The organism is Paracoccus sp. MC1862 (genome assembly GCF_016617715.1).
Taxonomy (GTDB): Bacteria; Pseudomonadota; Alphaproteobacteria; order Rhodobacterales; family Rhodobacteraceae; genus Paracoccus.
Map to the genome: position 1 here is coordinate 1,600,111 of NZ_CP067225.1, position 24,346 is coordinate 1,624,456.

Genomic DNA, 24,346 nt, shown 5'->3' on the forward strand with positions numbered 1-24,346 from the left:
TTGTCCTCAATTGTGGGATCGGGTTTCACGCTGCGCCAGATGCGCAGCCAGCGCAGCGAGTTCCTCGTCGCGCCATTCCTGACGGGCGCGGACCGCATCGGGGGTCGAGACGTCGCGGAAGGCGGCGCCCACCTTGGCGGCAGCCTCGGCCGAGAAGGCCGCGTCGCCGACCTCGACACCGGCAAGGCCCGCCATCATCGCGCCATAGCGGTCCAGATAATCGGCGGCACCGCCGGGGGCGTTCAGGTTGATCGTCTCCATCGGTCCCATGAAGGCCCAGCGGCGGCCCAGCCCGTGGCGCATGGTGTCGTCCAGCCCCTGCACGTCCACATAGCCCTCGGCGATCAGGCGCAGGCTTTCGGCCAGCAGCACGGCCTGCAGGCGGTTCAGGATGAAGCCGTCGATCTCTTTCTTCAGCACCACCGGCACCTGTCCGGCGCGGGCGTAGATGTCACGCGCGCATTCGGTCACGGCCGGATCGGTGAAGGGCGCGGGCGAGATTTCCACCACCGGCACCAGATGCGGCGGGTTGACCGGGTGGCCGACAAGGCAGCGCGCGGCGCCCGGCAGCCCTTCGGCGAAGCTCGACGCCTTCAGCGCCGAGGAGGAGGAGGCGAGGATCGTGTTTGGCCCTGAAAGGCGGTCGAGTTCGGCAAAAAGCCTGCGCTTGATGTCGAGGACCTCGGGCCCGCTTTCCTGCACCATGTCCACGCCGGCCAGCACCTCGCCAAGGTTGCGCACCGGCTGGATGCGGGCTGCCGTGGCGGCGGGATCGTCACCGGCCTGGCCGAAGGGGGCGACCCGTTCGATCATGGTGGCGACATCGGCGGCAAGCCGGTCCAGAACGCCCGCGTCCTTGTCCCAGACGCCGACCTCGAAGCCCGCCCGGGCAAAGACGAAGGCCCATGAGCGGCCGATCAGCCCCGCGCCGACGATGGCGATGTGATTCATCCCCGTTCCCCCTTTCATAGCCACAGCATCTCGCGCCGCAGGTCGAGGTCCGTGGCGATGCGGCGCGATTCCACCTCATGCAGCACGCGACCGCGTTCAAGGACAATGGTGCGGTCGGACAGAGCCAGCGCCAGGTCGAGGTTGTGGTCCACGATGACGATGGACAGCCGGTCGCGCAGCCGGTCGAAGGTGCGGAACAACTGTTCCACGATCGCCGGTGCAAGCCCCTCGAAGGGTTCGTCCAGCAGAAGCACCCGGATGTCGCCCGACAGGGCGCGGGCGACGGCGGCCATCTGCTGCTCGCCCCCCGACAACCGGTCGGCAGGCGTGTCCAGCCGCTCGCGCAGGCGGGGGAAATATTCGAAGATTTCCTCGGTCGTCCAATGGGTCCCCTCGCCCGTCCGGCGCCGGATGCGGCCGAGTTCCAGATTCTCGCGCACCGTCATGCCCGCAAAAAGCCCCCGGCCCTGCGGCACATAGCCGATGCCCTTGCGCGCGATCCGGGCGCTGGAAAGGCCCACAAGCTCGCTTCCCATCAGCCGGATTGAGCCGGAAGACGGCGTGACGATCCCCGTCACTCCCTTCAGCACCGAGGACTTGCCCGCCCCGTTCCGGCCCAGCAGCGCAAGGATCTCGCCCTTGTGCAGGTCAAAGCCGACGTCGTTCAGGATGTGGCTCTTGCCGTAGTGAAGGTTCATCTTCTCGATGGACAGGATCGTCTCGTCCGAGAACTGCCCCTGCCGGGCAGACGCCGCGACGGCGCTGGTGCCCGACCCGATATAGATCTCGCGCACCTTGGCCGAGTTGCGGGCGTCTTCCACCGTGCCGTCCAGCAGCACGCGTCCCTCGGCCATCACCGTCACATGGTCGGCAAGATCGAACACCCGGTCGATGTCATGTTCGACCAGCAGGACCGGGATGCTGGTGGACACGTCCTTGATCAGCAGCCCGACACGCTCGCGTTCCGCCACCGACAGGCCCGCCAGCGGCTCGTCGGCCAGCAGGATCTTGGGTTCCGTCGACAGCGCAAGGCCGAGGTCCAGCAGCCGCTGACCGCCATAGGACAGCGAGCCCGCGATGGCGTTCTCCATCCCCCTCAGCCCGATCCAGTCGAGCATTTCGTCCACCTTGGCATTCACCTCGGCCACGCTGCCGGCCGGGCTGAGGGCACGGGTGCGGCTGGGATGATGGGCCTGCACGGCCAGGCGCAGGTTCTCGCGGATCGTCAGGTCGGGAAAGAGGCTGGTGATCTGGAAGGACCGGCCGAGGCCCAGCCCCGCGATCTGGTCGGGCGTGCTGCCCGAGATGTCGCGGCCGAGGAAGGTCACCTTGCCGCTGTCGGCGGGGATGATGCCGGACAGCAGGTTGAAGGCCGTGGTCTTTCCCGCGCCGTTCGGCCCGATCAGGGCATGCAGCGTCTTGTCGCGAACCCGGATCGACACGCCGTCCACCGCCTTCAGCGCCCCGAAGGTCTTCGAGATGTCGTCGGCCACCAGCACGTCGCCGCCGCCCGCGTCGCGGTCCCTGATCGCGGCGGGCAGCGGGTGCTTTTCGATCTTCCGGTCGGCCATCGCGGCGCCGGTCACGGCCTCGGGGAACAGGCGGCGCCTGACCTGCGCGCCGATGCCCACGAGGCCCTGCCGCGCGAACAGGACGAAGCCCAGGAAGATCAGGCCGAACCAGAACAGCCAGTTCTCGGTATACATCGACAGGTATTCGCGGAACAGGATGTAGAACAGCGCGCCCAGCGCCGGCCCCAGGAAGCCCCGCATGCCCCCGATGACCACCATCGCCAGCAGCTCGCCCGAGAAGATCACCGACATCGGCTCGGCCGAGGTCAGGCGGTTCTTGTAAAGCAGCAGCGCCCCGGCCAGCCCCGTCACCGTCGCCGACAGGACAAAGGCCGCCAGCTTGTAGCGCTGGACGTGATAGCCCAGCGCCTGCGCCCGGTTCTCGTTCTCGCGGATGGCGACAAAGACGCTGCCGACCGGCGACTGCAGGACGCGCAGCATCAGCGCCATCACCAGAAAGGCAAGGACCGCCACGACGATGTAGAAGTTGAGGTTGTTGTCCAGCAGGCCCGGCCGCTCGATCCCGCCAAGGCCGTTCTCGCCGCCCGTGACCTCGGTCCAGCGGAACGCAAGCTGGAACCCCATCGCCGACAGCGCCAGCGTCATCAGCGAGAAATAGACGCCCCGCCGCCGCAGCACCAGGAAGCCGATGACCGCCGCGAGTGCCGCCGTGAACAGCAGGGCCGCAACCAGCGAAACGGCCATGCTGGCATTGCCCAGCCGCAACGCGGTGATGCCCGCGACATAGGCCCCCAGCCCGAACCAGGCGCCATGGCCGAAGGACACGAGACCGGTATAGCCCGCGAGGATGTTCAGCCCCATCGCCGCAAGGGCGAAGATGACCACCTCGCTTGCGCTGTTCGGGCCGAGGCCAAGCAGCGACAGCGTCCAGGGCAGCAGGATCAGCGCCGCTGCCGCGACCGTCAATGTTCGCATGTTCTGCATGGAAGACCTATTCGAAACGGGTGATGCGCTCGCCCAGCAGGCCGCGGGGACGCAGAAGCAGGACCATGAACATCAGCAGGTAGATGGCCATCATCGAGAACTGGGACTGACCCAGCCCGATCATCAGGCCCTTGACCAGCCCGACCATGATCGCGGCGATGACCACGCCCCAGAAGGACCCGAGGCCCCCGATCACCACGACCACGAAGGCCGCGGTCCCGACCTCGACCCCCATCAGCGGGTGGACCGGCTGGATCGGCGCCATCAGCACGCCCGCAAGCGCGGCGATCCCGATGGCCAGCGCCACGACGGTCGAGAGATAGGGTCGCAGCGAAATGCCCAGCGTGCCGAGGATGTCGGGGTTCTGGATGCCGGCGCGGACGATCCGGCCAAAGGGCGTGCGGTTCAGCAGGTACCAGACGCCTGCCACCGTTGCGACCGCCACGGCGATCAGGAACAGCCGGTAGCGCGAATAGATGAAATCGCCCAGGAAGACCTGCCCGCGCAGGGCGTCCGGCATGGCATAGGCGCGCGGCGTCGCGCCGAAATACCACCGCAGGCTCTGCTCGATGATCATCGCAAGGCTGAAGGTCAGCAGCAGCGAATAAAGCGGGTCCTCGCGGTAGAAGCGGGTGAACAGCACGCGCTCGACGACGACGGCCACGGCCGCCGCGATCAGCGGCGCCACGACCAGCGCGCCGAAGAAGCCGATATGGGGCGACAATACGAAGGCCAGGTAGGCCCCCAGCGTGAAGAAGGCGCCATGGGCAAGGTTCACGATGCCGCCGAGCGAGAAGATCAGCGACAGGCCAAGCGCGATGAGCATGTAGTAGAAGCCATCGAGCAGGCCGTTCAGAAGCTGGGACAGAAAGATCGATACCATTCGGATGACCTGTCATGAAGGCTGGCCGGGCGCGCCAATCGGCGCACCCTGTTTTCCTCGATAGCTGGAAGGGCCGGCTCACTCAGAACGAGCAGGCGCCGCCCACGGCATCCTCGATCAGCACTTCCAGCGGCTGGTCGGCGTTCGGCACCGGGTCCGAGGTGGTGAAGATGTCCCATTCGTTCTGGACCTCGGAAGCATCCAGCGCCGTGACCGCATAGACTTCCTGCAGCAGCTGGTGGTTCGCGGGATTGAAGCGGCCCCGGCGTTCCTTCAGCACGTCGAAGTCGGTCGCCGGGTCTTCGAGGAACGAGATCAGCGCCTCGGTGTCGGTCCCGCCGACCCGGCCGATCGCATCGGCCATCACCCGCAGGCCCATGTAGTCCAGATAGGCCTGGTTGTCGGCGGGACGGCCGTATTTCTCCATGAAGGACTGGGCGAAGGCCTGCGAGCCGTCGGCCTTGACCTGGTGGGTCCAGACGCAGGGCCATGTCCCCTGGAAGTCCCGCGCCCCGATCGCCCAGGCGATCACGGTGTTGTAGTCGAAACCCGCCAGCGGGATGTCCAGCCCGAATTCCGCATATTGCTTGAAGAAGCTGGCCGTCTGGGTGCCTGCGAGGTTCGAGATCAGCACATCGGGCGCCGCCGCCCGGATGTTGAGCAGATAGGAAGAAAAATCCGTCGCATCCGTCGGGATCAGATCGTCGCCGACCGTCCGTCCGCCATGCCGTTCAAGGAAGGCCAGCGCCCCGTTGCGCAGGTCATGGCCGAAGGCATAGTCGGCGCTGAGGATATACCACGCCTTGTCTTTCACCATGTCATTGTTCAGCAGGTAGTTGCCTTCGGCGTTCACCACCATCGCGTTCTGCACCTCGACGTGGAACATGTGGCGGTTGCAGTCCTGCCCCCGCAGCGTGTCCGAGTTCGCGCCGGTGTTGATGAACAGCTTGTTGGCCCGCGCCGCGACCTGAGAGATCGTCAGCGCCGAGGCCGACGAGATCTCGCCCATGATCAGCGCCACGTCCCGGCGTTCGGCCAGCCGCTCGGCCTTGGTGGTCGCGGTCTGGGGGTTGACCGAATCCTCCTTGATCACCTCCAGCATGCGGCCGCCGATGCCGCCGCCGGCGTTGATATGCTCGACCGCCAGATCGACGCCCATGACCGCATATTCACCCATCGGACCCAGAAAGCCGGTGCGCGGCGTCAGGTGGGCGATGACGATGGGATCGGTCTGCGCGCGCAGGATGGATGGCGCGGCAAGGCCCATCACGCCGAACGCCGCGCCCGTCTTCAGCAACTGCCGTCTTCCGATTGTCTTCAGCATGAACGTCCCCTCCCCGAGACTTCACTTGCGCGAACCACATACCAGCGATGCTTACTTGACCGGCGATGCAATCCAGTGTGATCTCAGATCATACTGCTGACCGATTTTCCGCCTGTCAACACCGGAGGTCGCCCATGAACGACCTGAACATCCAGCCGCTTGCCCCTCGACCGTCGCTGACGGAACAGGCCTATGCCGCCATCGCGCGGATGCTTCTGGACGGCACGCTGAAGCCGGACAGCCAGACCTCGATCCGGGAACTGGCGGGAGAGCTGGATGTCTCGCCCATGCCGGTCAGGGAAGCGGTAGGCCGGTTAGTCGCCCAAGGGGCGCTCGCGGTCCGCAGGAACCGCGCCGTCGAGGTGCCGCGGATGACCGAGGACGAGTTCCGCGAACTGACCCGTACCCGCATCCTGATGGAATGCGAGGCGGCGCGGCTTGCAGTGGACAGGATCACGGACAGCACGGCCGGGGAACTGCGGGCGCTGCACGAGGCGTTCCGGCTGGAAATGACCGGGGGCAGCCGGGCGGATGCCCTGATGCTGAACCGCCGGCTGCATTTCACGCTCTACGATGCCGCATCCTCGCCCACCCTGCGGCAGTTGATCGGCATGGCCTGGCTGCGCGCGGGACCGCTGATCTCGCTGGACATCGGTCCCACCGCGCAGGGCGACCGGGCCGGTCACTCGATCATCGCCCACGGGAACCTGATCGCGGCGGTGACCGCGCGGGACCGCGAGGCCGCGGCCGAGGCGATCCGGTCCGACATCTCGGTGGCGGCAGAGGTTATTCTCGCGCAGCGCGACTATTTCAACATGAAGGAATGACCGGATGAACCTTGAACTGGACGGCGCGCGGGTGATCGTCACCGCAGGCGCCTCGGGGATCGGACGCGCCATCGTTGACGCGTTCCTTGCGGCAGGCGCCCGCGTTGCGACCTGCGACATCGACGCCGAAGCGCTTGGGACATTGCCGCAGAACGTCATCTCGCAGCGGGTCGATGTGTCCGACGCGGCGGCGCTGCGCAGCTTCATCGACCAGTCCATCGCCGCGCTGGGCGGCCTCGACTGCCTGGTGAACAACGCCGGGATCGCCGGCCCGACCGGCCGAATCGAGGACATCGACCTCGCCGACTGGAGCCGCACGCTGAACGTGGTGCTGACCAGCCAGTTCGTGGCGGTCGGCAGCGCCGTTCCTGCCCTGCGGGAAAGCGCCAACCCCTCGATCGTCAACCTGTCGTCCGTGGCCGGCCGGGTCGGCTTCGCCCTTCGCACCCCCTACGCCGCCGCGAAATGGGGCGTGATCGGCCTGACGAAATCGCTGTCGATCGAGTTGGGAGAGGACAATATCCGCGTGAACGCGATCCTGCCCGGCATCGTCTCGGGCGACCGCCAGCGCCGCGTGCTCGAGGCCAAGGCGCAGCTTCGCGGCCAGAGCTTCGCCGAGCTTGAGGCAGAAGCCTTCCGCTACACCTCGATCAAGGAATACGTCCCGCCGCAGGCGATCGCGAGCCAGGTCCTGTATCTCGCCTCGCCGCTGGGCAGGTTCATCTCGGGGCAGAGCATCTCTGTCTGCGGTGACACCCGCATGCTGGCCTGAGGCAGCCTCTCGGAAGAACGCCCGTGTGATGGGACGGACAACCGTATCTGCACGTTGTGCAGACGAGGGACAGACCTCCCTGCCCTTCGGTTCATAGCCAAGTGGCAGAGCCAATCAACGGCCACGCGGCACCTGCTGAGTGATGTTTCCGCCAACTCCCGGCCTCTCCGCGAAGCGGCTTCCTCTCCCTACCCGCCGCACTTGCAAACCTGCCATGGAGGCCTGACTTTCTTCATGGCAAAGCAACCTTTGTTCCGCTCACTTTCCAGGTGGCAGCGGCTTGCAGTGGCGAGTGCTTTCAGCCTGCAGCAGCACAACAGCAGGTGAAAGAGCCCCCTGCGCGCAAGAGCGGCACCCTTCATGACAGAGCAGTTCGGCCCGTGTCTGCCGTGGCAGCAACGGCCCAGGTCCTCCTTGCCGATTTCCGGGCCAACGCAGAGAAAAAGCCCTTGTTCCCCTTGGCCTCCTGCTGCTAGACCCCCCGGCGGAGATGTGGCCGAGTGGTCGAAGGCACACCCCTGCTAAGGGTGCAGGCGGGAAACCGCCTCGAGGGTTCGAATCCCTTCGTCTCCGCCATACAACTATCGGAAGCCGTTGTTCTTGCTTGCTAAGTGCCCGCGGAGCGGCGGCCTGTCCCCCTCACCGTCCCCCGCTGGGGCGTCGATGGCCACGAGGCATTGGAGCGCAGGGAGGTTCGCCATGGGATTCTTCCGGCGCCGCCGGGTCGGCACCCCTTGGGGCTCGCCCCAACTGTCGGACGAGGGCCGCGAGAAGATTCGGCAGTTCGTCGATGGCTGGAACGAGGGGCCGCTACGCAGGAAGGCGCTGCTGGAAATCCTCGATGCGGAACTGCGCGAACAGGAGCGCCGCCACATGGCCGGAGGGGAGAGCCCGTCGGGCGATAGGGGGCCGGAGGCACCTGCCGGATCGCCACCGGGGGGCTGACGCGGCTCGGCCGCGCGGCGGGGATTCTGCCGATTGACGCGGCGTACCGACCCGGCGCACCATCGGCGGCGAGGGGCTCTGATGATGTGACCGCCCCCCGACGGCATCTGATGTGCCAAGGTGGGTCTGCAACGATCCACAAAGGGGAGCGGTCATGTCGGAGATTATCACGGTCGGGCTCGATCTGGCGAAGAATGTATTCCAGGTGCATGGAACTGACGGCGCAGGACGAGCCGTTCTGCGCAAGAAGATACGGCGAGGGCAGGTGCTGGAGTTTTTCAGCCAGCTGCCCTCTTGCGTCGTGGCGATGGAAGCCTGTGGCGGCGCTCACTTCTGGGGCCGGGAAATTGGCAAGCTGGGGCATGAGGTGCGGCTGATCCCGCCGGCCTATGTGAAGCCGTTTGTGAAGCGCCAGAAGAATGACATGGCGGACGCCGAGGCCATCTGCGAGGCGGCTATGCGACCCACCATGCGCTTTGTTCCGGTCAAGAGCGAAGAGACGCAGGGCGCGGCAATGGTCTTCCGGGTCCGGGAGTTGCTGATCCGGCAGCGCACGCAGGCGATCAACGCATTGCGCGGCCATCTGACCGAGTTCGGTCAGATCGTGCCACAGGGAGCGGCCAACGCTGCGCGGCTGATCGCGATCGTGGAGGATCCGGATGGCGCTCTCCCTGCTGATGCCGTCCCCACGCTGAAGGCTTTGATCGCGGCACTCACGCATCTGGAGGCAGAGATCAGGAAGCTCGATGCCGAGATCGCCCGGCGCGCCAAGGAGAATGACGTCGCCCGGCGACTGATGACGGTGCCGGGCATCGGGCCGCTGATTGCCACGGCCATCGCTGTTCTGGCGCCGCCACCCGAGACGTTCCGCAAGGCACGCGACTTTGCCGCCTGGCTTGGTCTTGTGCCTCGGCAGCATTCGACCGGCGGCAAGCAACGTCTCGGAGCAACGACCAGAATGGGCGAACGATCCCTGCGACGCCTGCTGATCATTGGCGCCAACAGCGTGGTGATCAAACGTAACGTTCACAAGGAAGCGCAGCCCGGAACATGGCTGGGCAGCCTGCTGTTGCGCAAGCCACCGATGCTGGTGCGGGTGGCTTTGGCGAACAAGATGGCGCGGATCGTCTGGGCCTTGATGGCTCGGGGTGGCATCTACCAATCTCCGGTCGCAGCGGCGTAAGCCGCCGCAGATCGCGAGGACGTCGGAGCGGAAGAGGGCAAGGAGCAGTTTGGCGCAACAGTTGTGAGACGGGATCGGGAAAACCAGTGTGCAACAGAGTGCCTATGAGCACGCGGCTTTGATCTGGACCCGACCTTCGAACACCATACGGGCCCTGCGGCATGGATCGCGCCGCATCATGAGGCCGGACACATGTCAGCACCCGACAACGCGCCAAGATCAGCTTCAAAATCCCTCTTGCGCTTGGGGCGGTTACACATGTTGCACAAATGGTCTGATGGCCGTTGTTCCCCCTTTCCCCGGACAGACTCATTCCACAGCTTCAGTGACGGGTATGCCGAGCGCGGTGTAGCCGTTCAGGACGGCAATCCGGACCTGAAGTTCGGCGACCTGACGATCGAAGTCCCGCGCCATGAGGCGTTGCCCCAGAAGTTTCACGCAATGCATCTTCGTCTCGACGCGGCTCCGGCGGTGGTATCCACTCCATCTTCGCCAAAGCGTGCGGCCCAGGTATTTCGCAGATCGCAGAGCCTCGTTGCGCGCCGCGGCCCCGGCCGTGACAGCCTTCCATGGCTTTGCGTTCCTGCGGGCGGGATCACGGCGTGAGCGCCGCGGTCGGCGATCGCATCGTGGCACTTGCGGGTGTCGTAGGCACCGTCAGCCGTAACGCTGCCGATCTCCTCGTCCGCCGGGATCTGGTTGAGCAGATCTGGCAGGACCGGGGCGTCACCGATGTGGCTCCCGGTGATCTCGATGGCCCGGACTTCTAGCGTTTCCTCGTCGATCCCAATGTGAATCTTGCGCCAGATACGCCGCTTCGGGCCGCCATGCTTGCGGGCGTGCCACTCGCCTTCGCCTTCGACCTTGATCCCGGTGCTGTCGACCAGCAGGTGCAGAGGTCCCTTGGAGCCCCGATACGGGATGTTGACGGCCAGGGTCTTCTGGCGCCGCGACAGCGTGCTGAAGTCAGGCACCGTCCAGTCGAGGCCGATCAGGCGAAGCAGGCTCTCGACGAACCCTGCCGTCTGCCGCAATGCCATGCCGAACAGCACCTTCATGGAAAGGCAAGTCTGGATGGCGGCATCGCTGTAGGTCTGCTGTCGGCCACGTCGACCTGTCGCAGCCGCCTCCCAGCTCATCTCGGGGTCGAACCAGATCGTCAGCGAGCCACGGCGCTTGAGCGCTTCATTGTAGGCCGGCCAGTTCCTGGTCTTGTAGGTCAGGCGTGTGGGTTTGCTCATGTCGACCAGCTACCATGCTGACTCACGACATGAGTCACTGAAGGGATTTGTGCAACATGTGTAACCGCCCCAAGCGCAAGAGGGATTTTGAAGCTGATCTTGGCGCGTTGTCGGGTGCTGACATGTGTCCGGCCTCATGATGCGGCGCGATCCATGCCGCAGGGCCCGTATGGTGTTCGAAGGTCGGGTCCAGATCAAAGCCGCGTGCTCATAGGCACTCTGTTGCACACTGGTTTTCCCGATCCCGTCTCACAACTGTTGCGCCAAACTGCTCCTTGCCCTCTTCCGCTCCGACGTCCTCGCGATCTGCGGCGGCTTACGCCGCTGCGACCGGAGATTGGTAGATGCCACCCCGAGCCATCAAGGCCCAGACGATCCGCGCCATCTTGTTCGCCAAAGCCACCCGCACCAGCATCGGTGGCTTGCGCAACAGCAGGCTGCCCAGCCATGTTCCGGGCTGCGCTTCCTTGTGAACGTTACGTTTGATCACCACGCTGTTGGCGCCAATGATCAGCAGGCGTCGCAGGGATCGTTCGCCCATTCTGGTCGTTGCTCCGAGACGTTGCTTGCCGCCGGTCGAATGCTGCCGAGGCACAAGACCAAGCCAGGCGGCAAAGTCGCGTGCCTTGCGGAACGTCTCGGGTGGCGGCGCCAGAACAGCGATGGCCGTGGCAATCAGCGGCCCGATGCCCGGCACCGTCATCAGTCGCCGGGCGACGTCATTCTCCTTGGCGCGCCGGGCGATCTCGGCATCGAGCTTCCTGATCTCTGCCTCCAGATGCGTGAGTGCCGCGATCAAAGCCTTCAGCGTGGGGACGGCATCAGCAGGGAGAGCGCCATCCGGATCCTCCACGATCGCGATCAGCCGCGCAGCGTTGGCCGCTCCCTGTGGCACGATCTGACCGAACTCGGTCAGATGGCCGCGCAATGCGTTGATCGCCTGCGTGCGCTGCCGGATCAGCAACTCCCGGACCCGGAAGACCATTGCCGCGCCCTGCGTCTCTTCGCTCTTGACCGGAACAAAGCGCATGGTGGGTCGCATAGCCGCCTCGCAGATGGCCTCGGCGTCCGCCATGTCATTCTTCTGGCGCTTCACAAACGGCTTCACATAGGCCGGCGGGATCAGCCGCACCTCATGCCCCAGCTTGCCAATTTCCCGGCCCCAGAAGTGAGCGCCGCCACAGGCTTCCATCGCCACGACGCAAGAGGGCAGCTGGCTGAAAAACTCCAGCACCTGCCCTCGCCGTATCTTCTTGCGCAGAACGGCTCGTCCTGCGCCGTCAGTTCCATGCACCTGGAATACATTCTTCGCCAGATCGAGCCCGACCGTGATAATCTCCGACATGACCGCTCCCCTTTGTGGATCGTTGCAGACCCACCTTGGCACATCAGATGCCGTCGGGGGGCGGTCACATCATCAGAGCCCTTCGGAATGCTCACCTTCCCGGCGCCGGGGGCGTCCGAGACGCTGGGCAAGGTCATCCTCCCCCGTGCGGTGACCCTGCCGGCCGACTTCGCCGGGGCTGTCGGGAATGTCGACACGAGCCCGGCCGCGGGCTTTGCCATCGACGTGACGCGCAACGGGTTTTCGGTCGGGACGATCACGATCGACAGCGCGGGCGCGTTTGCCTTTGCGACCGCGGGCGGCGCTCCCGTGCTCCTTTCTGCGGGGGACGTGGTGCGCTTCGTGGCGCCATCGGTTGCGGACACCAGCATCGCGGGCATTTCCATGACGATCCGGGGGAGCCTCGTCTGATGCCCCTGCTGTTTCCGACATTGTTCAGCGGCGGCGCCGGGGCCGCGCCGCCGGAGCCGGCGAAGATTCCCGTGAGTTTCGTGGATGGCGTGGCGCTGTCCAACATGACGGCGAACGGGGTTCAGACTCTGACCCTCGCGACCCACCAACCCGGTGACATGCTCGTGGCCGTGACGGGGAACCGGGAGCTCAATGCGCCGCCCGCTCTGCTTGATGGCTATACCGAGGCCGTGTCAGGGGTTTCGCTGGGCGCCTCGGCGAGCGGCTGGCGCGGGTTCCGGCTGCAGACGAAGATTGCCACCTCGGCGAGTGAAACCATCAGCTGGACCGGGGCCTACGGGTTCCTCATCGCTCTGCGAGGCGCACGGAACGTCGGCCGCGTGGGCAGAACATTATGGGCGGCCGCGCCTGCGTCAAACTGGGCCGCCCCCCAGCTCTATGATCTCGACACCTCGGGCGTGGGCTTCCTGCTCTCGGGCCTGGCCGGCGGGGAAGGCGTCACCTCGGTGACCGCGCCCTGGCAGCTGTTGGCGCCGGCCAGCACGGCAAGGCGCTTTGCGGGCTTCCTGGCCGAGAATGCGCTCGAGCGCGGCCCGCATGCGCGCTTTGCCGCATCGGGGACGTGGAACGCCACCTTCTGGTCGGTGGAGTTCCTGCCGTTTCCTCCGGCAGAGGTTGTGCTGCCGCCCGGGGCCTGGCGGCTCGACGCGTCCAGGACCCAGGCGGGCTATGCGGCCTGGCGCGGGGGGATGACGGTCGTCAATTCATCCGGGGGCACGGATTACCAGGGCTTTGTGCCGACCGGGAGGTCGTTTTCGACGGGCAAGCGATATTGGGAAGTCGAATGCGCCGGGGAATACGGGGCCAACGCGAATTACAACGGCTACATGGGGGTCGCGAGCGCGGAACAGGTGGCGCAGTGGGGTTCCGGTAACGCGATTCAGTTTGGCTCCATCGGATGGAGGGGCAACGGCGATATCTGGTCGAGCGACAGCTCCGCGACCGGCTCGCGCAAGTTGCTTTCCCGTCCGACGTTTGGGAAGGGCGCCGTGCTCATGTTCGCCTTCGATCCGGCGACGCGCGGGTTGTGGATCGGCAAGGACGGGGTCTGGGCGAACCACCCGGACACGGACGCGCCGACCTTCGCCTCGAAAGCGGGCAGTGTCTGGTATCCGGCACTCCAGGGACGTGAGCCCAACGAGGGCGGGACGCTCCGCTCCTTGGCATCTCGGTTCAGCTATCCGGTCCCGGCAAGCTGCATCCCGCTGGGATGATCCGGACCGCCGTTCCCGGCTACTTCGCGGCGGATCACAAGCCTGCCTGTTGCTGCAACATCGGCTGATCGGAAGGAGGAACCCATGTCACCACCCAGATCCGATCAGGGCTTCGTGCGCATGCCGGAGGCCGAGTTCGAGGCCATCCTGACCCGCGCGGCAGAGGAAGGCGCCAGGCGCGCGCTCGCCGATGTCGGCCTCGACGGAGACGAGGCCGCGCTCGACGTCCGCGACCTGCGCTCGCTGGTGGACTGCATCCGGTTGGTGCGCCGCACCGCCATGCAGACCGCCGTCCGCATGATCACCACCGGCGTCATGCTGGCGCTGCTGGCGGGCATCGCCATCAAGCTGAAGATCTTCGGCGGCAGCCCGTAGCCGCGCCGGCCCCGTTCACCTGCCCACCCGTACCCCGCCCGTGAGGCGGGTTTTTCGTTTCTGGAGGACCCCATGACCACGACCTTCCACCGCCACTGGCGCGACGTGCCGGAGAACGCCTGGCGCTGGCCCAACTTCTCGCCCGCCGAGATCGCCTGCCGCGGCACCGGCAAGCTGCTGATCAACGAACCCGCGCTCGACATGCTGCAGGCGCTGCGCGACCGGCTGGGCAAGCCGCTGATCGTCCGATCGGCCTATCGCAGCCCCGAGCACAACCGCGTCGTCGGCGGCGCAGCCCGGTCGAAGCACCTCGATGGCGCCGCCTTCGACATCGCCATGGCGAACCACGATCCGGTGGCGTTCGAGGAAGCAGCGCGGGCGGTCGGGTTCCTCGGCTTCGGCTTCTACCCGCGCTCGGGCTTCATCCATGTCGACCTCGGGCCTGCGCGGCAATGGGGTGAGCGGTTCCCGGTCCGCGCGACCGCATTTGCAGCCGAGACTCCGCCGGCGCGCGAAGTGCTGGCGCAGAGCCGCACCATGAAGGGTGGCGGAGCGGCAGGTGTGGCGACGCTGGGCGCAGCCGGGGTCGAGGTGGCACAGAGCGTCCTGGCCGAGACCCAGTCCGCCATCCTGCCGCTCGTGCCGTATCTGGATACGCTGCGCTGGGTGTTCATCGCCGTGGCGCTCGGCGGGATCGCGGTCACGATCTACGCGCGGCTCGACGACTGGAAACGGGGGCGGCGATGATCTTCACGCTGTTGGGCGGCATTGCCGCCAGCCCGTGGATGCGGGCCGCTTTGCGCTGCGGCGCTACCGCCCTCGCGGTGCTGCTATTCCTGCTCGCACTCCGGCGTTCCGGCGAGCGCACCGGCCGCCTCGCCGAACGTCTTGAAACCACGGAGAAGATCAATGACGTGCAACGCCGGATGTTGGAGGCGGCGGCTCGCCGTCCTCGGTCTCGTGACGAGCTTGCTGAGCGGCTGCGCGACGGTCGGTTCTGAACAAAGGGTCACGGCACTTTGTCCACCGGTCGTGGAATATGGTCAGGAGTTACAGACGCGAGCGGCTGACGAACTCGCGCTCCTGCCGGAGCATTCTGCGGTCGCCGAAATGTTGACCGACTACGCCGTCATACGGGAGCAGGCGCGGGGATGCGGCGGGCAGTAGGTTCATCCCGCAGCCCCGTACGACACCCCGCCAGCACGAGCGCGGTCAGGAGGCCAGGCTTGCGTCGGCAAGAGCGTCCTTGATGCGGGGAACCAGCTCTCGCGCCGTACGCCCTGCACCGATCAGCGTTGCGGAGGCGGCGCCGGTCCAGTTCCCGTATCCCGCCAGCCACAACCGTGGTTCCTTGACCGCGCGCTGGTCGAGGACACCGATGCGCACGTCAGGTTCGACCACGCCGAGGGGCAGCAGGTGCTCGGTTGCAGGACGGAAACCCGTGCACCACAGGACAGCGTCGATCTGCGTCTCGGTCCCGTCTCGCCAGACCACGCCCGTCGCAGTGAAGCGCTCGGAGGGACGGACGGAGGTGAGCACGCCCCGATCTCTCGCCTCCTTCACAGGCGGGACCATGACGATGTCGCCCAGCGTGGTGGTTGCGGCCTGATCGAAGTCTCCGCGCACCCGCGCGCTGGCCCGCTCGAAGAGAACCCGGCCGTCGACGTCGTCAGGCAGAAAGACCGGCTCCTGGAGCGTGACCCAGATGGTCTCGGCGACCCCGCTCACTTCGGCGAGAATCTGCGCCCCGGAATTGCCGCCGCCGACGATCAGCACCCGTTTGCCGGCGAAGGGATGTGGGTTTCGGTAGTGCGCCGAATGGAGCTGAATGCCCCGGAAGAGCTCCCGTCCAGCGTAGTCCGGAATATGGGGCGCGCCCCATGTCCCGGTGGCGCTGACGACTGCGCGCGCCGTGAGGCTGCGCTGATCCTTCAGGCGGAGACGAAGCCGTTCGCCGTCGCGCTCCACGGCACCTACTTCACACGGACGTTCGACGGGAAACCCGTAGCGGCGCTCGTAGCGGGACAGATAGTCGACCACCTCGTCCCGTGTCGGAAAGCCCTTCGTCTGGCTCGGGGGCATGGGCCAGCCGGGCAGCGAGCTGTAGCCCGCGGGCGAGAACAGGCGCAGCGAGTCCCATGTATGACGCCAGGCGCCACCGGGCCGCTCCTCCGCGTCCAGCACCAGGAAATCGAGATCGGCGCGGCGGAGGTAGTAGGCGACCGTAAGGCCGGCCTGTCCGCCCCCGATCACCACGACATCATGGTCGGCGCCACTCATGCCGAGCGCTTCTGCGGTGCGATGGCAATCGACGAGAGGTCCGCCGCCGGGTCCACGGCTTTTCCTGTGGCCTTCCTTTCCGAGTAGCGGTCGACCAGGCGTGCCGCATGGGGGCGGGTGAGAATGGTGAAGCGGACCAACTCCTCCATCACGTCGACGATGCGGTCGTAATAGCTCGAGGGTTTCATCCTGCCGGCCTCGTCGAACTCATCATACGCCCTGGCGACGCTCGACTGGTTGGGGATCGTGATCATCCGCATCCAGCGGCCTAGGAGCCGCAGCGTGTTGACCGCGTTGAAGCTCTGCGAGCCGCCCGAGACCTGCATCACCGCGAGCGTGCGCCCTTGTGTCGGGCGCATCCCACCCATGTTGAGCGGCAGGTTGTCGATCTGCGCCTTCATCAGGCCGGTTATCTGGCCGTGCCGCTCGGGGCTGCACCAGACCATGCCTTCGGACCACATCGCGTGCTCGCGCAGTTCGTGGATCGCCGGGTGGTCATCGCCGGCGATCTGATCGGGGAACGGCATGTCCGAGGGATCGAAGATGCGGACGTCGGCGCCGAAGAGACGCAGCAGCCGCGCCGCCTCCTCGGTCGTCAGCCGGGAGTAGGAGTGTGGCCGCAGCGAGCCGTAGAGCAGCAGGATTCGCGGCTTGTGGTCCTCGGGTCCAAGTCCGACCGCCGGGCGCTCCAGCATGAAGCGTCTGTCGAGGGCCGGCAGGTGGTCGGGGTCGGGCAGTGTACGCAAACCCATGAGGTGCCTCCTACTGCTGACCGGCCGCTGCCGCAGAGACGGGGGCAGGCGCGGAATCACGGAACCAGCGCCGGCCTAACCAGAGAGCGACGTGCACCAGCAGGATCAGCACCGGCACTTCCACCAGAGGCCCGATCACGGCGGCGAAGGCAACCGGCGACGAGAGACCGAAGGCGGCGATCGCGACCGCGATGGCCAGTTCGAAGTTGTTGCCGGCGGCAGTGAAGGCGATCGCCGTCGTGCGCGGATAGTCGCCCGCGATCAGCCTGCCCATGAAGAAGCTGATCACGAACTGCACGACGAAGTAGATCACCAGCGGCACCGCGATCAGCAGCGCATCGAACGGCAGCCGCACCACGTCGCCGCCCTTCAGACTGAACATCGCGACGATGGTGAAGAGCAGTGCGACAAGGGTGATCGGGCTGATCTTGGGCAGGAACACATCCTCGTACCAGTCGGAGCCTTTGCGCGCGATCAGGATGCGGCGGGTCAGGTATCCGGCCGCGAAGGGGATGCCCAGATAGATCAGGACCGCCTCGGTGATGGTCCAGAACCCGACATCGACGACGCTGCCCTCCAGCCCGAAGAGCGGTGGCAGGACCGACAGGAAGAACCAGGCGTAGGTCGAAAAGAACAGGATCTGGAAGATGGAGTTGAAGGCGACGAGGCCCGCGACATACTGGTTGTCGCCCTTGGCCAGCTGGTTCCAGACAAGCACCATGGCGATGCAGCGCGCCAGTCCGATCAGGATCACGCCGGTCATGTATTCGGGGTAGTCGCGCAGGAAGACCACGGCGAGCGCGAACATCAGCACCGGCCCGATGATCCAGTTCTGGACCAGCGAGAGGGCAAGCACGCGCTTGTCGGCGAAGACGCGATGCAGCTCCTCGTACCGCACCTTGGCGAGCGGTGGGTACATCATCAGGATCAGGCCAATGGCGATCGGGATGTTCGTCGTGCCGACCGACATCGCGTCGAGCGCGGCGGGAAGGTTCGTGAAGGCGGTCCCGAGGAACACGCCGAGCGCCATCGCCGCGAAGATCCAGACGGTCAGATAGCGGTCAAGGAAAGAAAGCCGGAGTGCCGGCCCGGTTGCGTTGGACATTGGAAATTTCCTGTCAGGCGAGTCTGTTGCCCGCGGTGTCGGTGATCTTCTCGCCATCCTCCTTGGTGAAGGCACCCTTCTGGGGCGGCAGGAGGTCGAGGACGGTCTCGGAGGGGCGGCACAGCTTGACGCCCTTCGGCGTGATCACGATGGGCCGGTTGATCAGGATCGGGTGAGCCTCGATCGCATCGAGCAGTTGTTCCTCCGTCAGGCCGGGGTCGTGGAGACCGAGTTCGCCGTAGGGCGTGCCCTTCTCGCGCACGAGGTCCCGGACCGATACGCCCATCCGCTCGACGAGCTGCTGCAGCAGCGTGCGCGAGGGCGGAGTCTTGAGGTACTCGATGACGTGCGGCTCGACCCCGGCATTGCGGATCATGGCCAGCGTGTTGCGCGAAGTTCCGCACTCAGGATTATGATAGATGATGACGTCGGTGTAATTCGCGCTCATGCGCCGGCACCTTCCTTGATTGTGGCGTTGCCGGACGGATCACAGACAGCTGCGCCGACCGCGCAATCGCTGGTGTCACCGCCACAGCAGTTTTCCGTGAGGTAGGCCATCAGCCCGTTCATCGCCGCAAAGTTGGCGGTGTAGATCAAGGACCGCCCCTCACGGCGGTAGGTGACCAGGCCGGCATGCTTCAGCTGAGTCAGGTGAAACGAGAGGGTGGCCGAGGGCAGGTTCAGCATCTCGCCGATACGCCCGACCGCGCGTCCTTCGCTTCCCACCTGCACCAGCAGCCGAAAGATATCGAGCCGGGTCTGCTGCGCGAGCGCGGCCAAGGCAGCGATGACATCTGTTTTTTCCATATCTCCAGAATAGTGGAGATGTTTCTGGTGTCAATGCCAGGATAGCCCTGCCGATCAGCTCCAGCCGTGGCTGTGGAAATGGCGCCGGAACTGCCTCCGACGCCAATCACCTTCTTAGCGGCTCGAGTCGCCGTAGACGATGCCATTCGGCCGATCGCCGACCGGCACCGTCCTGATCACGTCCTGGCTCTCGACGTCGATGATCGAGACGCTGTCATCGGCGATGTTCGTTACGAACACGTAAGCCCCGTCCGACGATGCCGACACGCCATGGGCGCCACCCCCGGTGGTGATCGTCTTCACGACCTCTCCCGTCGCCGTGTCGATCACGGACACCGTGTCGTTGGGCTCCGCGTCGGTGCCCTGGTTGGCCACGTAGACGTAGGCTCCATCGAGGGTCGCGAACATCTGGATCGGGTTCGGCCCGACGTCGATCCTGTTCGTCACCTCGCCGGAGGCGGTGTCGATGACGGCCAACCGGTTCTCGTCACGGAGCGAGACGTAGACCTGATCGCCAGACGGGGTGAACCCGACCTGAACGGGCGCTGCGCCCACCGGAATGCGCGCAACTTCCGTCAGGGCCTGCGTGTCGATGACGGAGACCGAGCCGTCCTCGACATTGGCCACATAGAGTTGGCTCTCATCCGGGCTGAGGCGCAGCCCGTGCGGATAGGCGCCGGTCGCGATGCGCTCGATCACCGAAGCCGCGGCGAGATCGACGACCGCAATCTCGTTTCCGCCCGACAGCGAAGCATAGGCGCGCCCGCCGCGATCGGCGACGACATGCGCCGGATGCGCCCCGACCTCCACCGTGGCGACGGGTTGCGACAGTCGCTCCGGATCGAGCACCACCAGAACCCCTCCGCCCGCATCGGTGTCGGCGTGTCCATCCTCAGCCGATCCGTGAGCGTGATCGGCGGCGGGGCTCCCGACTGCGAGCAGCAGATTCCCGTCCGGCGTCAGATCGACATTGTGCGGCGACACGCCGACGTCAACCGTCTCGACCGAACCCGTGCCGAGATCGATGGCGCTGATGGAATTGCCGCCCTCGTTGGCGGAGTAGACGGTCCCGCCTGTCTGGCCGAGGGCGGTTGGTGCCTCGCCGGCGTTCGTCTCCAGCCATGCCTGCATTTCGGCGATCTCGCCTTCCTGCGCCGCGATGATCTGGTCCGCCCACTCCCGGGTCTGCGGATCGTCGCCATATTGCTGGACGATCCTCGCCATGTCGATTGCACCCTGATGATGCGGGATCATGCCCCGCACGAAGGCGACGTCCGGGTCGTCGACCATGACGCCTTCCATCATCGGTCCGTGCATTTCATTCATCGAGGCGACGTAGGCCTGCGTGAAGTCGGGAGCGTCCGAAAGGCTCGTTGCGGTGCCGTCAGCGCCGGGTGCGGCCATTCCGCCGTGCATGCCCTCCTGCATCATCTGCTGCATCGCCTGCATCATGGCCTGGCCATGCTCGGGCATGCCGGGCATCCGGTCCGAGGGAGACGTGGGCGCGGGAGCCTGTTCCGTCTGGGCGGGCGGGGTTCCCGGGTGGTGGGTGTCATGTTCGGCCTGGGCGAGAGCCGCGCCCGGCAGGCCGGCCAGCAGGCCGACGGAAAGAACGATTGCAGTTCGGTTCATGGGTTTTCATCCTTCGCACCGGAGCGCCGACGTCACAGTTGCGGACGCGGGCCTCCGAAAGTTCGTCTGAGCTTGAGGTGCGCGCTTGCCGGCGATTGCGCCGGAGCGGCCGTCACGCAGCGAACAGACGAGGCGGCTTCCGGATTCCTTCAGGAGATCGTTCCCACGGGTCAGGGTGCATGACCCTGAACAGCTCACCATTCACGGACGGCCCGAACGTCGGCGGCTCGACGGGAACGGCGGCGATCAGACAGGTCTGACAGCAATCGGCCAGAATCTGGCCACCGTCATCACTCACGCAGCCCGCGGATGTCTCTGCACCGGGATCGCCGGGCAGGTGATGTTGAGCGCATTGGCTTGCAGTGGCAACGCTCTGGTCGCGGTGGAGGGCGTGTCCGGTCGGGCTGGCATGCGCCACGCCCTGCAGAACGAGGGCGCTGATGGCAAGCAGCAGGATGCCGATTGCGAACTGCCGCAATCGACCGCATCCCGCCGCGAACGCAACTCTCGCGCGCCCGCTCATGAGCCACCTGCCTTCTCGGTGTCGAGCCGGGGCGATGCGCCGCTGACGTGGGCAAGGCCCATCGCTCTCGGCTTGTGCTGCATCGGATCGGTGGCAAGGTGAACGGTCATGTGGAGGCGCCTGGCTCAGATTTCCTGCGCGCCGAGGTAGCGCCCGAAGGTCTGGGTGGTCGGGCCGAACAGGAGCACTTCATAGGGTTCGGGGTCGACACTTGGGAAATCCATGCCGGGCGAGCCGGCAGGCATTCCGGGAACGGCAAGTCCCGTCCCGGAGGGCCGCTCGGCCAGCAGGCGGCGGATCGCGGGAGCTGGCACATGACCCTCCACCACGTAGCCCTCCACCTCGGCCGTATGGCAGGAGCTCAGATCGGCCGGCACGCCGAGCCGCTGCTTGAGGCTGAACACGTCGTCCGAGTCCACGACCCGCACCGGAAACCCCGCGGCTTCGATATGTTCGATCCAGCCACCGCAGCAGCCGCAGGACGGATCCTTGGTGACGGTCACGAGCGGCAGGGCCTCGGCTCGCGCCCAGGCCGGCATCGACAGCAGGAACGGAAGCGCCGCGGCCGCCGCGAGAACGGCCCGCCGGCCGATGGTGTGATCGTTCCGCATCGTCAAACCTTTCTTCGTGGGCTCCATGATCTCACCGGCTAGTCTGGAACGCGACCCACGACCGAGGGAGAATGCGCCTGCACGCCGCGGCATGATGTCGCCTCAGATGCGCTCGCGGGAACGGCCGACGATGCCACCCGGACATCACAGCTTCACGCCCCGCAGCCGAGACGCATTCGCGATCACGCTGACCGAGGACAGCGCCATCGCCGCCGCGGCGATGATCGGCGACAGCAGGATGCCGAAGAACGGATACAGCACGCCGGCCGCCACAGGGATACCGAGCGCGTTGTAGATGAAGGCGAAGAACAGGTTCTGGCGGATGTTGCGCATCACCGCCTGCGACAGCCGCCGCGCCCGAACAATGCCGGTCAGATCGCCCTTCAGCAGCGTGACGCCTGCGCTCTCCATTGCCACGTCGGTGCCAGTGCCCATGGCGATGCCGACATCGGCGGCCGCGAGCGCAGGGGCGTCGTTGACGCCGTCCCCCGCCATCGCCACCACCTCGCCCGCCGCCTTGTGCCGCTGCACGACCTCGCTCTTCTGGTCGGGAAGGACCTCCGCCTCGACCTCGTCGATGCCGAGTTGACGCGCGACCGCCTTCGCTGTGGTCCAGTTGTCACCGGTGAGCATGACCACGCGGATCCCCTGCGCCTTCAGCGCGGCAAGCGCCTCAGGGGTCGAGGGCTTGACCGGATCGGCGATGGCGAAGATGGCAGCAACCTGCCCGTCCACGCCCATGAAGATCGCGGTTGCGCCATCCTCGCGCAGCCGGTCGGCCTGCTCGGCCAGCGGCGTGACATCGACCCCCTGTTCGGCCAAGAACTTCGCATTGCCGAGGGTAATGCGCTTGCCCTCGACCGTGCCGTAAGCGCCCTTGCCGGTCGGCGAGTCGAAGTCCTCGACTGGCGCCATCGCAATCCCGCGCTCCTCGGCCGCGCGGACGATGGCGAGCGCGAGCGGATGCTCGCTCGCCCGCTCGACGCTCGCGGCGAGGCGCAGGGCCTCGTCTTCCGTGAAGCCTGCGGCCGGAACGATGGCGGTGACGGCAGGCCGGCCCTCGGTCAGCGTGCCGGTCTTGTCCACGATGATCGTGTCCACCTTCTCCATATGCTCGAGCGCCTCGGCGTTCTTGATCAGGACGCCATTCTGCGCGCCGCGGCCGACGCCGAACATGATGGACATCGGCGTCGCCAGCCCAAGCGCGCAGGGACAGGCGATGATGAGGACCGAAACCGCCATGACCAGCGCATAGGCGAAGCGCGGCTCCGGGCCCCAGATCGACCAGGCGACGAAGGCGAGCACCGCGACCACGATCACGGCCGGCACGAACCAGCCCGACACCTGATCGGCCAGCCGTTGGATCGGAGCTCGGCTCCGCTGCGCCTCGGCGACGAGCTGGACGATCTGCGACAGCATGGTGTCGCGGCCGACCTTGCTGGCCTCGATCACCAGCGCGCCGGACTGGTTCATGGTCCCCCCGATCGCCTTGGAACCAACCTCCTTGGTCACCGGCATGGACTCGCCCGTCACCATCGACTCGTCGACGGCGCTGCGGCCTTCCAGCACCTCGCCGTCGACCGGCACCTTCTCTCCGGGCCGGACCCGCAGCCTGTCACCGACATGGACGGTGTCGAGCTGCACCTCTTCTTCGGTGCCGTCATCACGGATGACCCGTGCGGTTTTCGGGGCGAGATCGAGCAGCGCCCGGATTGCGCCGCTGGTGCTTTCCCGCGCCCGGAGTTCCAGCACCTGTCCGAGCAGCACGAGCACCGTGATGACCGCTGCGGCTTCGAAATAGACAGCGACCGACCCGTCATGCTGACGGAAGGCGTCCGGGAAGATGTCTGGCGCGAGCGTCGCAACGACGCTGTAGATCCACGCCGCCCCCGTGCCCATGGCGATCAGGGTGAACATGTTCAGGTTGCGCGTGACCAGCGACTGCCAGCCGCGCTGGAAGAAGGGCCACCCGGCCCACAGGACGACCGGGGTCGCGAAGAGCAGCTGGATCCAGTTCGAGGTCTGCTGATCGATGTAGCGGTCCAGCCCGAGGAAATGGCCGCCCATTTCCAGAATGAACACCGGGACCGTCAGCACCAGCCCGATCCAGAATCGACGCCGCATGTCGATCAGTTCGAGATTGGGCTCCGCCTCGAGGCTGACCAGAACCGGCTCCAGCGCCATGCCACAGATCGGGCACGACCCCGGCCCAACCTGCCGGATCTCCGGATGCATCGGGCAGGTGTAGATCGTCCCCTCCGGCACCGGCTCGGCTTCTGCTGCAGCAGCCGGATCGAGGTAGCGCTCGGGGTCGGCCAGGAACTTCGCGCGGCATCCTGCCGAACAGAAGTAGTAGGGCCGGCCGGCGTGCTCGGCCTTGTGCTGCGTCGTATGCGGATCGACCATCATGCCGCAGACCGGGTCCTTGACCCGGTGCGCGCTGTCCGTGGTGCCGTCCTGTGCATGTCCGTGGCGGTCGGCGGAATGATCGTGAGGAGCTGCCGCCGGAGAGGCTTCTCCGGCCGCAGCCGGGTGCGTGTGTTCGGTCTTGCCAACCATCTCGTGTCCTTCCGGAGAATCGTTCTGAGA

General features: G+C 66.2%; 23 protein-coding genes, 1 tRNA gene and 1 pseudogene. 10 read left to right on the forward strand and 15 right to left on the reverse strand.

All coding sequences use genetic code 11. The annotated features are described in order from the left end of the window. Positions 1 to 6 precede the first annotated feature (6 nt). From JGR78_RS07955 to JGR78_RS07970, 4 genes are all read right to left on the reverse strand, one after another. Positions 7 to 951: a 3-hydroxyacyl-CoA dehydrogenase gene (locus tag JGR78_RS07955; protein ID WP_182804870.1), complete on the reverse strand. Its 945-nt coding sequence runs from the start codon at positions 949 to 951 to the stop codon at positions 7 to 9. Between the two features lie 14 nt (positions 952 to 965). Then, positions 966 to 3,467 (reverse strand): branched-chain amino acid ABC transporter ATP-binding protein/permease, encoded by a 2,502-nt coding sequence (locus JGR78_RS07960; RefSeq protein WP_182804872.1) that lies wholly within the window; start codon positions 3,465 to 3,467, stop codon positions 966 to 968. 7 nt (positions 3,468 to 3,474) lie between these two features. Beyond that, positions 3,475 to 4,350, reverse strand: a complete 876-nt coding sequence (locus JGR78_RS07965) for a branched-chain amino acid ABC transporter permease (RefSeq protein WP_182804874.1) — start codon at positions 4,348 to 4,350, stop codon at positions 3,475 to 3,477. A gap of 82 nt (positions 4,351 to 4,432) precedes the next feature. Next, positions 4,433 to 5,674, reverse strand: a complete 1,242-nt coding sequence (locus JGR78_RS07970) for an ABC transporter substrate-binding protein (RefSeq protein WP_182804877.1) — start codon at positions 5,672 to 5,674, stop codon at positions 4,433 to 4,435. 134 nt (positions 5,675 to 5,808) lie between these two features. On the opposite strand from JGR78_RS07970, the gene JGR78_RS07975 reads away from it, so the two are divergent. The 5 genes from JGR78_RS07975 to JGR78_RS07995 all read left to right on the forward strand — a co-directional run bounded on the left by JGR78_RS07975 (position 5,809) and on the right by JGR78_RS07995 (position 9,401). Continuing rightward, entirely contained in the window at positions 5,809 to 6,501 is a 693-nt protein-coding gene (locus tag JGR78_RS07975; protein ID WP_182791905.1) for a GntR family transcriptional regulator, read from the forward strand. Positions 6,502 to 6,505: 4 nt separating this feature from the next. Beyond that, the gene (locus JGR78_RS07980) at positions 6,506 to 7,273 is read left to right on the forward strand and encodes an SDR family oxidoreductase (protein WP_182791904.1); all 768 of its coding nucleotides are present in this window, start codon (positions 6,506 to 6,508) and stop codon (positions 7,271 to 7,273) included. A gap of 486 nt (positions 7,274 to 7,759) precedes the next feature. Continuing rightward, positions 7,760 to 7,849, forward strand: a tRNA-Ser gene (locus JGR78_RS07985). A 123-nt stretch (positions 7,850 to 7,972) separates the two neighbouring features. Next, the gene (locus JGR78_RS07990) at positions 7,973 to 8,218 is read left to right on the forward strand and encodes a hypothetical protein (protein ID WP_182804879.1); all 246 of its coding nucleotides are present in this window, start codon (positions 7,973 to 7,975) and stop codon (positions 8,216 to 8,218) included. Between the two features lie 154 nt (positions 8,219 to 8,372). Continuing rightward, a complete protein-coding gene (locus JGR78_RS07995) occupies positions 8,373 to 9,401 on the forward strand; it encodes an IS110 family transposase (RefSeq protein WP_200559299.1) in 1,029 nt (342 codons plus the stop codon). Between the two features lie 309 nt (positions 9,402 to 9,710). Here the strand turns inward: JGR78_RS07995 and JGR78_RS08000 are convergent. Both JGR78_RS08000 and JGR78_RS08005 read right to left on the reverse strand, forming a co-directional pair. Further along, positions 9,711 to 10,642: pseudogene (locus JGR78_RS08000) on the reverse strand (IS5 family transposase). Between the two features lie 316 nt (positions 10,643 to 10,958). Further along, positions 10,959 to 11,987, reverse strand: coding sequence for an IS110 family transposase (locus JGR78_RS08005; RefSeq protein ID WP_200559299.1), 1,029 nt, complete (start codon positions 11,985 to 11,987; stop codon positions 10,959 to 10,961). An 87-nt stretch (positions 11,988 to 12,074) separates the two neighbouring features. Here JGR78_RS08005 and JGR78_RS08010 point away from each other — a divergent pair, with 87 nt between their 5' ends. From JGR78_RS08010 to JGR78_RS08030, 5 genes are all read left to right on the forward strand, one after another. Next, complete coding sequence (locus tag JGR78_RS08010) at positions 12,075 to 12,398, forward strand: hypothetical protein (protein WP_182804330.1); 324 nt, start codon at positions 12,075 to 12,077, stop codon at positions 12,396 to 12,398. Then, a complete protein-coding gene (locus tag JGR78_RS08015; protein ID WP_182804327.1) occupies positions 12,398 to 13,672 on the forward strand; it encodes a hypothetical protein in 1,275 nt (424 codons plus the stop codon). Before JGR78_RS08010 ends, JGR78_RS08015 begins: the two co-directional genes overlap by 1 nt. Before the next feature lie 84 nt (positions 13,673 to 13,756). Next, complete coding sequence (locus tag JGR78_RS08020; RefSeq protein ID WP_182804325.1) at positions 13,757 to 14,047, forward strand: DUF6127 family protein; 291 nt, start codon at positions 13,757 to 13,759, stop codon at positions 14,045 to 14,047. A gap of 72 nt (positions 14,048 to 14,119) precedes the next feature. After that, entirely contained in the window at positions 14,120 to 14,794 is a 675-nt protein-coding gene (locus JGR78_RS08025) for a D-Ala-D-Ala carboxypeptidase family metallohydrolase (protein ID WP_182804323.1), read from the forward strand. Continuing rightward, the gene (locus JGR78_RS08030; RefSeq protein ID WP_182804320.1) at positions 14,791 to 15,048 is read left to right on the forward strand and encodes a hypothetical protein; all 258 of its coding nucleotides are present in this window, start codon (positions 14,791 to 14,793) and stop codon (positions 15,046 to 15,048) included. The genes JGR78_RS08025 and JGR78_RS08030 overlap by 4 nt, the downstream gene beginning before the upstream one ends. Before the next feature lie 211 nt (positions 15,049 to 15,259). Here the strand turns inward: JGR78_RS08030 and JGR78_RS08035 are convergent, their stop codons facing one another. The 9 genes from JGR78_RS08035 to JGR78_RS08075 form a co-directional block, all read right to left on the reverse strand. Further along, positions 15,260 to 16,327, reverse strand: a complete 1,068-nt coding sequence (locus JGR78_RS08035) for an ArsO family NAD(P)H-dependent flavin-containing monooxygenase (protein WP_182804318.1) — start codon at positions 16,325 to 16,327, stop codon at positions 15,260 to 15,262. Beyond that, a complete protein-coding gene (arsH, locus tag JGR78_RS08040) occupies positions 16,324 to 17,079 on the reverse strand; it encodes an arsenical resistance protein ArsH (protein ID WP_182804316.1) in 756 nt (251 codons plus the stop codon). The genes JGR78_RS08035 and arsH overlap by 4 nt, the downstream gene beginning before the upstream one ends. Before the next feature lie 10 nt (positions 17,080 to 17,089). Continuing rightward, on the reverse strand, positions 17,090 to 18,184 hold the full coding sequence (gene arsB / locus JGR78_RS08045; RefSeq protein ID WP_182804314.1) for an ACR3 family arsenite efflux transporter: 1,095 nt from the start codon (positions 18,182 to 18,184) through the stop codon (positions 17,090 to 17,092). A 13-nt stretch (positions 18,185 to 18,197) separates the two neighbouring features. Beyond that, the gene (arsC, locus tag JGR78_RS08050; RefSeq protein ID WP_182804312.1) at positions 18,198 to 18,632 is read right to left on the reverse strand and encodes an arsenate reductase (glutaredoxin); all 435 of its coding nucleotides are present in this window, start codon (positions 18,630 to 18,632) and stop codon (positions 18,198 to 18,200) included. Then, positions 18,629 to 18,991 carry a helix-turn-helix transcriptional regulator gene (locus tag JGR78_RS08055; protein ID WP_182804309.1) on the reverse strand — a complete coding sequence of 121 codons (363 nt, stop codon included), beginning with the start codon at positions 18,989 to 18,991 and terminating at the stop codon, positions 18,629 to 18,631. The genes arsC and JGR78_RS08055 overlap by 4 nt, the downstream gene beginning before the upstream one ends. Positions 18,992 to 19,105: 114 nt before the next feature. Next, a complete protein-coding gene (locus JGR78_RS08060) occupies positions 19,106 to 20,623 on the reverse strand; it encodes a DUF305 domain-containing protein (protein ID WP_182804306.1) in 1,518 nt (505 codons plus the stop codon). 112 nt (positions 20,624 to 20,735) lie between these two features. Continuing rightward, positions 20,736 to 21,146 carry a hypothetical protein gene (locus JGR78_RS08065; RefSeq protein ID WP_182804304.1) on the reverse strand — a complete coding sequence of 137 codons (411 nt, stop codon included), beginning with the start codon at positions 21,144 to 21,146 and terminating at the stop codon, positions 20,736 to 20,738. A 125-nt stretch (positions 21,147 to 21,271) separates the two neighbouring features. Beyond that, complete coding sequence (locus tag JGR78_RS08070; RefSeq protein WP_182804302.1) at positions 21,272 to 21,757, reverse strand: DUF411 domain-containing protein; 486 nt, start codon at positions 21,755 to 21,757, stop codon at positions 21,272 to 21,274. 144 nt (positions 21,758 to 21,901) lie between these two features. After that, the gene (locus tag JGR78_RS08075) at positions 21,902 to 24,316 is read right to left on the reverse strand and encodes a heavy metal translocating P-type ATPase (RefSeq protein WP_255434844.1); all 2,415 of its coding nucleotides are present in this window, start codon (positions 24,314 to 24,316) and stop codon (positions 21,902 to 21,904) included. Positions 24,317 to 24,346: the final 30 nt, after the last annotated feature.